This is a genomic window from uncultured Desulfovibrio sp. (assembly GCF_944324525.1).
In the GTDB taxonomy this organism is placed as follows: domain Bacteria; phylum Desulfobacterota; class Desulfovibrionia; order Desulfovibrionales; family Desulfovibrionaceae; genus Desulfovibrio.
The window spans coordinates 1-11360 of sequence record NZ_CALUWS010000065.1 but is presented as its reverse complement, the minus strand read 5'-3'; the positions used below and the strand labels follow the sequence as shown (position 1 = coordinate 11360).

The 11360-nt window shown below is 62.9% G+C and carries 13 protein-coding genes and 1 tRNA gene; 8 read left to right on the top strand and 6 right to left on the bottom strand.

From position 1 onward, the window contains the following. Positions 1-156: transposase (locus Q0K12_RS11655; RefSeq protein WP_297263141.1), on the top strand; the 156-nt coding region annotated here is incomplete at its 5' end. On the opposite strand, the gene Q0K12_RS11650 is transcribed toward Q0K12_RS11655, so the two are convergent. Both Q0K12_RS11650 and Q0K12_RS11645 read right to left on the bottom strand, forming a co-directional pair. Continuing rightward, the gene (locus Q0K12_RS11650; RefSeq protein WP_297263139.1) at positions 140-1078 is read right to left on the bottom strand and encodes a DNA-binding protein; all 939 of its coding nucleotides are present in this window, start codon (positions 1076-1078) and stop codon (positions 140-142) included. The two genes, Q0K12_RS11655 and Q0K12_RS11650, sit on opposite strands and share 17 nt — an antisense overlap. A gap of 8 nt (positions 1079-1086) precedes the next feature. Further along, on the bottom strand, positions 1087-1329 hold the full coding sequence (locus Q0K12_RS11645; RefSeq protein ID WP_297263137.1) for an XRE family transcriptional regulator: 243 nt from the start codon (positions 1327-1329) through the stop codon (positions 1087-1089). 250 nt (positions 1330-1579) lie between these two features. Here Q0K12_RS11645 and Q0K12_RS11640 point away from each other — a divergent pair, with 250 nt between their 5' ends. Further along, positions 1580-2101 carry a helix-turn-helix domain-containing protein gene (locus tag Q0K12_RS11640; RefSeq protein ID WP_297263135.1) on the top strand — a complete coding sequence of 174 codons (522 nt, stop codon included), beginning with the start codon at positions 1580-1582 and terminating at the stop codon, positions 2099-2101. A 406-nt stretch (positions 2102-2507) separates the two neighbouring features. On the opposite strand, the gene Q0K12_RS11635 is transcribed toward Q0K12_RS11640, so the two are convergent. Both Q0K12_RS11635 and Q0K12_RS11630 read right to left on the bottom strand, forming a co-directional pair. Further along, a tRNA-Thr gene (locus Q0K12_RS11635) sits at positions 2508-2583 on the bottom strand. Between the two features lie 66 nt (positions 2584-2649). Further along, entirely contained in the window at positions 2650-3240 is a 591-nt protein-coding gene (locus Q0K12_RS11630; protein WP_297263133.1) for an RNA methyltransferase, read from the bottom strand. Between the two features lie 133 nt (positions 3241-3373). On the opposite strand from Q0K12_RS11630, the gene speG reads away from it, so the two are divergent. The 6 genes from speG to Q0K12_RS11600 all read left to right on the top strand — a co-directional run bounded on the left by speG (position 3374) and on the right by Q0K12_RS11600 (position 8882). Continuing rightward, positions 3374-3952, top strand: coding sequence for a spermidine N1-acetyltransferase (gene speG / locus Q0K12_RS11625; RefSeq protein WP_297263132.1), 579 nt, complete (start codon positions 3374-3376; stop codon positions 3950-3952). Positions 3953-4108: 156 nt separating this feature from the next. Further along, positions 4109-5539, top strand: a complete 1431-nt coding sequence (locus Q0K12_RS11620) for a sodium:proton antiporter (RefSeq protein ID WP_297263130.1) — start codon at positions 4109-4111, stop codon at positions 5537-5539. Positions 5540-5655: 116 nt separating this feature from the next. Then, positions 5656-6117, top strand: a complete 462-nt coding sequence (gene umuD, locus Q0K12_RS11615) for a translesion error-prone DNA polymerase V autoproteolytic subunit (RefSeq protein ID WP_297263128.1) — start codon at positions 5656-5658, stop codon at positions 6115-6117. Continuing rightward, positions 6098-7462 (top strand): Y-family DNA polymerase, encoded by a 1365-nt coding sequence (locus tag Q0K12_RS11610; protein WP_297263126.1) that lies wholly within the window; start codon positions 6098-6100, stop codon positions 7460-7462. The genes umuD and Q0K12_RS11610 overlap by 20 nt, the downstream gene beginning before the upstream one ends. 28 nt (positions 7463-7490) lie before the next feature. Beyond that, on the top strand, positions 7491-7757 hold the full coding sequence (locus Q0K12_RS11605; RefSeq protein WP_297263124.1) for a DksA/TraR family C4-type zinc finger protein: 267 nt from the start codon (positions 7491-7493) through the stop codon (positions 7755-7757). 519 nt (positions 7758-8276) lie between these two features. Continuing rightward, on the top strand, positions 8277-8882 hold the full coding sequence (locus Q0K12_RS11600; RefSeq protein ID WP_297263122.1) for a trimeric intracellular cation channel family protein: 606 nt from the start codon (positions 8277-8279) through the stop codon (positions 8880-8882). Positions 8883-9116: 234 nt separating this feature from the next. Here the strand turns inward: Q0K12_RS11600 and pstA are convergent, their stop codons facing one another. Continuing rightward, positions 9117-10010 carry a phosphate ABC transporter permease PstA gene (gene pstA / locus Q0K12_RS11595; protein WP_297263120.1) on the bottom strand — a complete coding sequence of 298 codons (894 nt, stop codon included), beginning with the start codon at positions 10008-10010 and terminating at the stop codon, positions 9117-9119. A gap of 287 nt (positions 10011-10297) precedes the next feature. Then, the gene (gene pstC / locus Q0K12_RS11590) at positions 10298-11185 is read right to left on the bottom strand and encodes a phosphate ABC transporter permease subunit PstC (protein ID WP_297263118.1); all 888 of its coding nucleotides are present in this window, start codon (positions 11183-11185) and stop codon (positions 10298-10300) included. Positions 11186-11360 lie beyond the last annotated feature (175 nt).

The window sequence follows — 11360 nt, the reverse complement described above, 5'->3', positions numbered from 1 at the left end:
AATTACGACAAAAAGCTGTATCGTCAGCGTCACAAGATAGAGAATATGTTTGCTCGATTGAAAGACTGGCGCCGCATAGCCATGCGCTATGATCGCTGTGCCCATACATTCCTTTCGGCAATCCATATTGCTGCCATTGTCATTTTTTACCTTTAATGAGTCCTGACCCTAGCGGGTGATTGCAGGCTCCGTCGTAGAACAGCACGATGGTCATGCGCTTGGGCTTGCCCGTTTCCGGGTTCAGCGTCTCGAAGTTGAGCGTATGGCCGTCGGCGATGACGACATCCCCCACATCGACAAGGCTCCAGTCGCGCAGCAAGGAGATGGCGCACTTGTCGTTCCATGCCTTCTTCCCTTCCCGGAACAGGGTCCACTCGTCGAAGCATTCCGACGTGTAACGGGTCACGAAGCGGCGGATCGTCGGCTCTGAGGGGATGTACAGGCCCTCGGCCATGAACTTCTTCCGTACTTCCCGAACGCATTGGCTGACATTGGGCGCGTTGGGATTGAGGACATGCCCCAGGATGACCATCTGGTGACGCTCGGTCAGCGCAGTGCGGCCTCGGTGTGCGATGCCGCGCTTGTCCGCCAGTGCAAGCACGCTGCCTGCGCGCTCCTGCTCCAGCTTCCAGCGCTCCAGCGTCTGCCACGACACCGGCCCGACCTCCTCCAGAAGCCTGGGCCATGCCCCCGCCTTGTAGGCGGTGATGAAGGCATCCTTTTGCGTTCTGGTGGCGCCGAACTTGCGCTGCCAGGCGAGGTACTGCCGGACGAGATCCGCCTTGGCCAGCGCCTTGTAGCGGCGGCTGTCGTCCATGATGGCCGTGGTCGTGGTCAGGGGAAGGGCGGAGTGGCGTTCGGAGCATACAGCGGCGGCGTGCTTTTCCTCTGCCGTGCGTATGGTCAGCCGCGTTTCTTCGGGCATGGAAGCGACAAGCCACTCCTTGCCCCCTCCACGACCGGCACGCTTGCGGGACTGCCATGCTTCGCGATCCGCGCGCAGAAATACACTGCGTGTTGTCGCGTAGCCAAGTACCGCGGCAAGCTCTTTCGTCGTATATGCTTCCCTGAGCGCCATGCCCCCTCCTAAGCCGCGGTGCCCGTGCGGCGGGGATCGAACAACAAGCGTTCCGGAATCCCCAACGACCGCAGAGCCTCCAGGACGCGCGGACTATGCCGGTAACCGTTCATCGTCGCCGAGACCGTTTGCCGGATAACTCCCGCCGCCATTGCGACATCGACAAAGTTTTTGCCCTTACTATCGAGGATTCGCTGGATTTCACGCTTGGAATCAGCGCGTCTCCGCCCGTAAGGTTGCAGCTTGCTCATGCATTTTCTCCAGCCGGGTATGTGTGCGCGTATTGCGAAAACAAGGGCGGCCTGCTATGCCTTACTCGTCGCGTAATTTGTCAACCGCCCGTGGTTTTATTTAGACCAATTTAAACCGAACAGTCAACAATAATCCGGTATAAAGTTTGAAAAAGAGCGGATTTTTTATTTTTCAAATAAAATTTGTATGTTATACAAATAAACCCGGTATTATGTTCGGTATAAGCTTCGGGCGAAGGAAGTGTGCACCATGAGAGACCTCGCCTCGCGGCTGAAACAGGTACGTGGTAAGCGCAGTGCAAAGGAGTTTGCGGCGCTTATGGGTTGCAGCATGCAGACCGTCTATCGCTATGAGTGGGGAGATCGCTTGCCCGACGAGCGATTCCTCCAGGAGGTGGCGGAAAAGACAGGTGTTTCGTTAGACTGGCTCAAAGGTGAAGATTTAGACCAGTCGTCTCCGGTAGAAAAAAGTCCACGGAAAAAGATCTCCCTCAGGCAATATTGCTCGGAGCTGGAAACCCGTTTGGACAAGGCGGAACGGAAAGCCGAGACGCTCGAAGACGAGCGGAGAGAACTCGCAGCAGAAAACCGAAGACTCTATCAGGAGAAGGAAATGCTCCTACGAGAGAAGGAGGCGATGCTGCGCGAAAACGGATCGCTTCGCGAGAAGATCGCGCGCCTGGAAGGAGACCTTGCGCGCACTCCTTCTCTTTTTGACGAGCATCACAGTACCCGGCCCAGTGAAGAGTTCGCCCGCCACTCCGACGTGTGAACTCACAGCCATAGTCGAAAAAAAGCCACGGTATGTGTCACAATCGACACACACCGTGGCTTTTTTCATTCTCATCTTGCGTGACAATCAAACGAAATTCCGGCCCACCGTTCTCAAACCTTTTTTCCAACCCACCTCCGGCTTGGGCAAGTGCCAAGCCCGCGCCAGTCAAGGTAAAGTCAAGCATCCGTCAGATGCCCCCCGCCATACTCCCCATTCTCATCTATCGTGCCCCCCTATAACCAGACACGGGCACAAAAATTTTCTTGGCAGGTCCGTCTTTACCTCCCCCAACATCCCGGCTACATTTCCTTACGACAAAAACGAAGTGGGGACAAAGTGGGGACAACTTCCGCCGGAGACGAAAAAAGGACTCGCGGCGTTACCCGTAAGCCCTTGTTTTCTCTGGAGCCGGCGAAGGGACTTGAACCCGCAACCTGCTGATTACAAATCAGCTGCTCTACCAATTGAGCTACACCGGCGCAGGCAGGACAGTAGACCAGCCCGGTGGAAAAATCAAGGGGCGGCTGTCCGGCGGGCGGTGGCGGTCATTTCTCCAACCAGCGGCCCAGGCGCTGTTCCAGCTCGTCTGGGGGCAGGCGCGGGGCGTCATAGAAGCCGGCGGTCTCTCGCTGGCGGGCGGCCTCGGACAGGATGATGGCCGAAGCCACGGAGACGTTGAAGCTCTGGATCATGCCGTACATGGGGATGTACAGCTCGCCGTCGGCGGTCTGGATGAGCTCCTCGGCGACGCCGCTGTGTTCGTTGCCCATGATGACGGCCGTGGGCCGGGTGAAGTCCCATTGCCGCAGGGGGCGGGCCGTGGGGGTGAAGGTGGTGGCGAGCACCTGCATATTTTGGGCGCGCAGGGCGGCGAAGAGCTCTTCGCGGTCGCGGTGGCGCACGCTCACCACCCACTTGCGGGCCGAAGCCGACGTCTTGCGGCCCAGCACGGGGAAGGGGGTGTCCGTATAGTAGAGGTGGACCTTGTCCACCCCGAAGGCGTCACAGGAGCGGTAGATGGCCGAGACGTTGTGCGGGTCGTGGATGTTGGCCAGGACGAGCGTCAGGTCGGGCTGGCGGTGGGCCAGCACCTCCTGCAGGCGCGCCCTGCGCCGGGGGGTGGGTTCCTTGCTCATGTATCCTCCGAAGATCCTGTGGACGATGCGGCGACGTGCCGCCTGAGGGCGGTTGTGGCAGAAAAGGGGGGCTGTGGCAAGCTTGCCTGCCGGCGGGGGGCGGGCGTAAGCTGAGGCCGCAAAGGAGGCTGCCATGCAGAGCGGGGAAAATGTCACCATCCGGCCGCTGGAACGCGAAGACCTGAAGTTCGTGCACGGGCTGGACAATAACGCCAACATCATGCGCTACTGGTTCGAGGAGCCCTACGAGGCCTTCGTGGAGCTCCAGGATCTCTACAACAAGCATATCCACGACCAGAGCGAACGGCGTTTCATCGTGGACAGGGGCGGCGAGAGCATCGGCCTCGTGGAGCTGGTGGAGATCGACCACATCCACCGGCGGGCGGAGTTCCAGATCATCATCGCGCCGGAATGGCAGCACCGGGGTTACGCCACCCTGGCCGCCCGGCTGGTCATGGCCTACGCCTTCGACGTGCTCAATCTCTACAAGCTCTACCTCGTGGTGGATATGGAGAACGTCCACGCCCGCCACCTGTACGCCAAGCTCGGTTTCACGGAAGAGGGCGTGCTGCGGCGGGAGTTTTTCGTCAACGGCAGCTATCACGACGTGACCCGCATGTGCATCTTTCAGGATGACTACTGGCGGCAACGGGATGCGGCGGCAGGCCGCGGGGAGACAGTTTCGGAAAATCGTGAAAAGAAGAACAATTGATTGAATGAACAGGGCTTTTTTGTCTGAAAGCATTGCCAAACGGGCTTTTTTGCGATACCTGAAAAAGAAATGCTGAGGCCCGCCCCGCCACCGCCACGGGGCCAACGAAACAGGCGTCATTTGTCGATGCCGCACGTGTTTGATGAGGAGATTCACATGCCAAAACTCCGGCCCTTGCTGCTATCCCTGCTTGTCACCCTGCTGGCCCCGACGCTTGCCCTGGCCGCAGGTGGTCACCACCCCACGATCCCGGGGCCTGAACTGTCTGCCGTGTGGGTCATCCCCTTTGCCTGTATGCTCCTGTCCATCGCCATCATGCCGCTGGCCATCCCGCATATCTGGCATCATCACTTCGGCAAGATCGCCGTCTTCTGGGGCCTGGCCTTCCTGGTCCCCTGTTTTGCCGTCTACGGGGCGCAGGTCGCCATCTATGAGCTGCTGCACGCGCTCCTGCTGGAATATGTGCCCTTCATCGTCCTGCTGTTCGCCCTGTTCACCGTGGCGGGCGGCGTGCGCCTGAAAGGCTCGCTGGTGGGCACGCCCGCGGTGAATACCGGCCTTCTGGCCGTGGGCACCATCCTGGCCAGCTGGATGGGCACCACCGGCGCGGCCATGCTGCTCATCCGGCCGCTGCTGCGCGCCAATGCCCACCGCCGCTACCGCGTGCATTCCGTGGTCTTCTTCATCTTCCTGGTGGCCAACATCGGCGGCTCCCTGACGCCGCTGGGCGACCCGCCGCTCTTCCTGGGCTTCCTCAAGGGCGTGACCTTCTTCTGGACCACCACCAATCTGTTCCTGAAGACCCTGTTCATGGTCGTCGCGCTGCTGACCATCTTCTATGTGGTGGACAAGACCCTCTACAAGAAGGAAGGCAGCCCGGTTCCCGCCGTCGATCCCGACGCCCCGAAGGAAAAGCTCGGCCTGGACGGCAGCATCAACCTTTTCTTCCTGCTGCTCATCGTGGGCGCGGTGCTCGTGTCCGGCCTGCTCCAGCTTGGCCCGGCCATCACCATCTACGGCGTGACCATCGAAGGTCAGAACCTGCTGCAGGTCATCTCCCTGCTGTCCATCGCCGGCCTGTCCTGGGCCTTCACCAGCAAGCAGTGCCGCGAACTCAACGAATTCTCCTGGGCGCCCATTGAAGAAGTGGCCAAGCTCTTCCTTGGCATCTTCATCAGCATGATCCCGGCCATCGCCATTCTGCGGGCCGGGACGGACGGCGCGCTGGCGGGCGTCATCAACATGGTCTTCCATGACGGCCAGCCGGTGAACGCCATGTTCTTCTGGCTGACCGGCGCGCTCTCCAGCTTCCTGGACAACGCTCCCACCTACCTTGTGTTCTTCAACACGGCCGGCGGGGATGCCGCCCACCTTATGACCGACATGGCCTCCACGCTGGCGGCCATCTCGGCGGGCGCGGTGTTCATGGGCGCCAATACCTACATCGGCAACGCGCCCAACTTCATGGTGCGCTCCATCGCCGAGGAACGCGGCGTGCCCATGCCCAGCTTCTTCGGCTACATGATGTGGTCCGTGGGCATCCTGGTGCCGCTCTTCATCATCCTGACCTTCCTGTTCTTCATCTAGTCGGAGCAGGGGTGACGAACATGCGGGGCGCGGCCTTCGGGCCGCGCCCTTTCGTCTGGCCCGCGTAGCCCGGGAGCGGCATTGCGCCCCCCGGCGCAAGCCGCTATAGTGCGGCCATGAAACCGTTGTTCCCTCCCGCCGGCGGACAGCGCCTTGAACTGCTGGGCACGGCCGCCGCCATACCGCAAGGCCGCGAAGGCCAGCCGCTCTATCTTGCGCCCGTGGAAGCGGGCTTTCCGTCCCCCGCCGACGATTATCAGGACCGCAAGCTGGACCTGCACGACTACTGCGTGCGCAATGAGGCCGCCACCTTCTTTGTGCGCGCGCATGGCGAATCCATGATCAATGCGGGCATCCACGACGGGGATCTGCTGGTGGTGGACCGTTCCCTGCAGGCCGGACACAATCGGGTGGTCATCGCCGCGCTGGACGGCGAGCTCACGGTCAAGCGGCTGGTGCGGCGGCAGGGGAGGGTTTACCTCATGCCGGAGAATCCCGACTATCCGCCCTTCGACATCACGGAGCGGGAGCATGTGCATATCTGGGGCGTGGTGAGCTATGTCATCCACAAGCTGTAACAGGACCGCTCCTTCCCGCCGGCCCACGCCGCTCTGGGCGCTGGTGGACTGCAACAATTTCTATGCCTCCTGCGAGCGCCTTTTCCGGCCCGACCTTGCCGGGAAGCCCGTGGTGGTGCTGTCCAATAACGACGGCTGCATCGTGGCCCGCTCGCCGGAAGCCAAGGCCCTCGGCATCCCCATGGGTGCGCCGGAGTACCAGTGGCGCGCCTTTCTGCAACAGCACGGAGTGGCGGTCTTCTCGTCCAATTACGCCCTGTACGGCGATATGTCCGCCCGCATCATGCGCATTCTGGAGCAGCATTGCCCGCAGGTGGAGCAATATTCCATCGACGAGGCTTTCGTGCGTCTGGATGGCGCGCTGGCGGCGCAAGCGGCGGAGGCCGTCCGTCAACTGCGGGAGCGTGTCGTCCGCTGGACGGGCATCAGCGTTTCGGTGGGCGTGGCCCGCACGCGTACCCTGGCCAAGCTGGCCAACCATATCGGCAAGAAGCGCGCCGACGGGCTGGCCTTCCTCGGTAGCGGCGCGGCGGACTTTGCGCTGGAGGGAGACGACGCGCATCTGCTGTTTCGTACGGATGATGTGCTTTCCCGGCTGCCTGTGGCCGAGGTCTGGGGCATCGGACGGCGGCAGGCGCGCACGCTCTGGGCGGCGGGCATCACTACGGCGGCGACGCTGCGGGATGCGGACGATCAGTGGCTGCGCCGCGCCCTGACCGTGACAGGCTGGCGTACGGCGCTTGAGCTGCGCGGCCTGCCCTGCATCGCCGTGGAGAATGCCCCCCTGCCGCGCCATACGCTGGTGTCCTCCCGTTCCTTTGCCCGTCCGGTGACGGAGCTTGCCGCCCTGCGCGAGGCGGTCGCCTGCTTCACGGGACGCGCGGCGGAGCGGCTGCGCCGGGCCGGACTGGTCGCCGGAGGGATAGCCGTGCACATCCGCACGTCCCGGCACGCCGGGGAGGGCAGTCCCTGCCATGCGGCGGACATCTCCCTGCCCCTGCCGGAAGCCACAGCCGACACGCTCCCGCTGCTGCGGGCCGCACAAGCCGGGCTGGAACAGCTTTTCCGTCCGGGACTTGCCTACGCCAAGGCGGGCGTCATGCTCTACGGGCTGGAAGCGGCGGACAGGCGGCAGGTCAGCCTTTTTCACACGGCCTCGCCGGAGGAGGGCAGGCGGCGGGCATCGCTCATGCGGACGCTGGACGCCATCAACGGCAAATTCGGGCGGGAGTCCATCTTTTTCGGGGCGCAGGGACTGGGAGAAGCGGACTGGCACATGCGGCAGGCGCATCGTTCGCCGCGTCTGACCACCCGCTGGGACGAATTGCCGCGGGTGCGATGCTGAACCGTTCCCGCGTCGGAGGAGCAGAGTCATGGCTGTAGGCTGGGCCGGCGACAACGCCGTACAGGATCAGATCCAGGATTCCCTTAATGATGAAGTAGCGCGGGCGCGGGCCGCCCTGCCGCGTGGGGAGAGCGCGCTTTGCTGCGACCTTTGCGGCGAGCCCATCCCGCAGGCCCGGCGCGAGGCCCTGCCCGGCGTGCGCCTGTGCCGCGACTGTCAGGAAGAGGCCGACAGCGAGCGGCAGGTGGTGCAGCTCTACAACCGCAAGGGCAGCAAGGACAGTCAGTTGCGCTGAACGCGGTCAGGCGGGAAAAGTTTTGTTGGGGGGAAGGGGGAGCCCTCGCTCTGCTGTCGATGTCCGTAAGGCTCCCGCGTCGCCTGACGGGCACGGCCCTCCGGGCCGCCCGTTGGGTCGCGCTCTGCTGTCGATGTCTTTTCCGGGGGGAAGGGGAACCCCTCCGCCTGCGCTGGAGGTGTTCCCCTTCCCCCCAGGCCCCCCATCCCTTCCCCAGCGCGCTTTTATCAGGGAGAGCGAGAGATACGGTAAGCCATCTCGTGAAGGCGCAAGGAACGACGAGTTAATATATCCTGCTAATTTTAAAACATTTTTCATTTGACCTGGACAAGACGCGAGGCGGCAGCACAGCGCCGCCCCGCTAAACCCAAGCGAAAAAGCGTGTTTTTTCCGCGAAACTACAAACCGTATGGTTGGAAACGCAAAGCGTTTTAAACAAAAAATGTCCTCAATGGAGGGCACACATCGTGCGGACATGCCGCAAGGCATGGCGGCAACAGGAAAAAGGAGCGGGATCCGGTGGACGTCGGCATCTGGGTAGACTGGATTTGTATCGGGGCCTTTGCCATGAGCGGCGTCTTTGCGGCCCGCGACCGCAAGGCCGAGCTGGATCTTTTCGGCGTGGTCGTGGTGGCCGTGCTGACGGCCATCGGCGGCGGCACCCTGCGGGACATCATCCTGCAGACGCCGGTCTTCTGGCTGACGCAGCGCGATCAGATCTATTGCCCCATCCTTGTGGGCGTGCTGGGCTTCTTCCTGACCCGCAGCCGTCAGCATCACCGGCTCGACCGTCCCGTGGCTCTGCTGGACGCCGTGGGGCTGGCCTATTTTACGGTCATGGGCACGCAAAAGGCGCTCCTGCTGGGGGCGGCTCCCTTCATCGCCGTGCTCATGGGGCTGATGACCGGCGTCAGCGGAGGCATGATGCGTGATGCCTACACCGGGCAGGTCCCCTATGTCATGCGGCGCAATACGGACATTTACGCGACCACTTCCCTGCTGGGCGGTATCGTGGTGGTGCTCGTGCCCGGCGTCTGGGGGCTCTGGCTGGGCGGGCTGGCCTGCTTCGGGCTGCGCGTGGCCGCCATCCGCTGGAAGCTCTGCCTGCCCAGCGCGCGCTGGTGAGGGGCGGAGCTGGGGATGTTATTTTTTTCCGCTCTGGTTTGCGGTGCTGCCCGGCATCAGGGCGTGGCCGCCTGCGCGGCGGGCGACCGAATGGCGGTCCGAAAGGCCCGTGACCGTTAAGGCGACGAAGGAGCCTTACGGGCATCGACAGCGGAGATGCGGCAGGGGATAAGGGGCTTGCGCAGCCCCTTACCCCCTACGACCCCCAACCCCGCGTTAGGGCAGCCAGCCATCTCAGCGTTTTTGCTGCAGGCGGTCGCGCAGGATGATGGCGGCCAGGTTCATGCCCAGTACCAGCAGGATAAGCACAAGACCCGTCCCGTATTGCAGGGGGCGGGTCTTTTCTATGTCCGTCCCGGCGGTGGCCAGCACATACATATGGTAGGGGAGGGCCATAACGGCGCTGAACAGGGAGTCCGGGGATTTGGGCGTGGAAAAGACGGCGGCCGTGAACATGATGGCCGCGGTCTCGCCGGCGGCGCGGGCCACGCCGAGGATGGCCCCGGTGAGCATGCCGGGCAGGGCGCAGGGCAGCACCACGCGCAAAATGGTCTGGAAGCGGGCCGCGCCCAGCGCCAGCGAGGCTTCACGGTAGGTGGCGGGCACGGCGCGCAGGGCTTCCTCCGCCGTATTGATGATGACCGGCAGAGTGAGCACGGCCAGGGTCAGCACGCCGGAAAGGATGCAGACGCCAAAACCGCAAAACGTCACGAAAAAGGACAATCCGAACAGACCGAAGACCACGGACGGCACCCCGGCAAGATTGTTGACGCCCAGCCGCACATAGCCCGCCAGACGGGATCTGCCCGCATATTCGTGCAGGTAGACGGCGCTCAGCACGCCCAGCGGGAAGGCCAGCAGCAGCGCGCCCAGCGAAAGGATGGCCGTGCCGATGATGCAGGGCAGGATGCCGCCCTCTGTCATCATCTTGCGGGGCGGCTCGCTGAGGAATTCCCAGGACAGGGCGGGCAGGCCCTGCACCAGCAGAAAGACGCAGATCCCGACCAGCACCAGCACGTTGAGCGCGGCGATGAGGCGCAGCAGGCCGAACATGGCTTTTTCCGTCAGCAGACGGCGCGGGGCGGACGAGGGAACGGTGTCGGATGGAGCGGAAAGCGGGGTGGACATGGTGTCTCCTGTCGTATTTTTCCGAATGGCTGCGCGGATGCAAGCAAATGGGCGTTTGTTCCAGGGCCTATTAATACTAATTTTAAAAATAATTCAAATAGATAAGTCATTTCTCCCATGCACGCTTCGCTTGCCTTGGAGGCGGGGTTGCCTCGTGTCCCTGGCTTTTCCCCGGTAAAAGCGCGCTGGGGAAGGGATGGGGGGCTTGGGGGGAAGGGGAACACCTCCAGCGCAGGCGGAGGGGTTCCCCTTCCCCCCAAACAGACAGCTCATAGTGTTAACAGCCCCTAGAGGCTGGAGCTGCCCGCCTGCCGGTGCTTCTCGGCGATGCGGGAGGCGATGAGGTTGAAGACCAGCGTCAGGAAGAACAGCACGATGCCGATGGCGAACAGGGCGTGATAGTGATCGCTGCGGAAGGGGGCTTCGGCCATTTCCGCGGCGATGGACGCGGGCATGGGGCGTACCGGATCGAGCAGGGAAGTGGGGATGATGCCCGCGCCCCCGGCGGCCATGAGCACCACCATCGTTTCCCCGATGGCGCGCGACATGCCCAGCATGACCGCCGTGCCGATGCCGGAGAGGGCGGCGGGCACGGTCACGCGGCAAATGGTCTGCCAGCGGGTCGCGCCCAGCGCCAGCGAGGCTTCCCGCAGGGTGCGCGGCACGGCGTGCAGGGCGTCCTCGGATACGGAGCAGATGGTGGGTACGCTCATGATGGCCAGCACCAGCGAGGCATTGAGCAGATTGAGGCCCGTGGCCGCGCCCAGCACGTCTTGCAGGAAGGGGGCCAGCACCACCATGCCCAGAAAGCCCAGCACCACCGAGGGCAGGGCGGCCAGCAGTTCCACGAAGGGCTTGATGATGCGGCGTACGGCGGCGGGGGCCACCTCATTGAGATAAATGGCCGTCAGCACGCCCAGCGGCACGGCCAGCAGGGACGAAAGGGCCGTGACCGCCAGCGAGGCCGCGATGAGCGGCAGGATGCCGAAGAGGCCGGGATCTTCCGTGGGATACCAGAGCGAGCCGAAAAGAAATTCCGTGGGCGAATAGTGGGCGAAGAGCGGCAGCCCTTCCATGAAGAGGAAGAGCACGATGCCCGTGAGGGCCAGCAGAGAACTGCCGGCCACCACGGCCACAGAGCAGAGAAAAAGGCTTTCCTTGGTGCGAATGTGCATACAGACTCCGGTACTCCGCGAGGCGTCAGCGTGAAGGGTCGCCCCTGATATAGCATTTTCAGTTTGAAACGCTTCACGTTTCAAACCATACGGCCTGTCGTTTCGCGGAAAAAACGCGGTTTTTCCGCTCACTTTCGGCCGGGCGGCGCTGTGCCGCCGCCTCGCATTTTGCCTT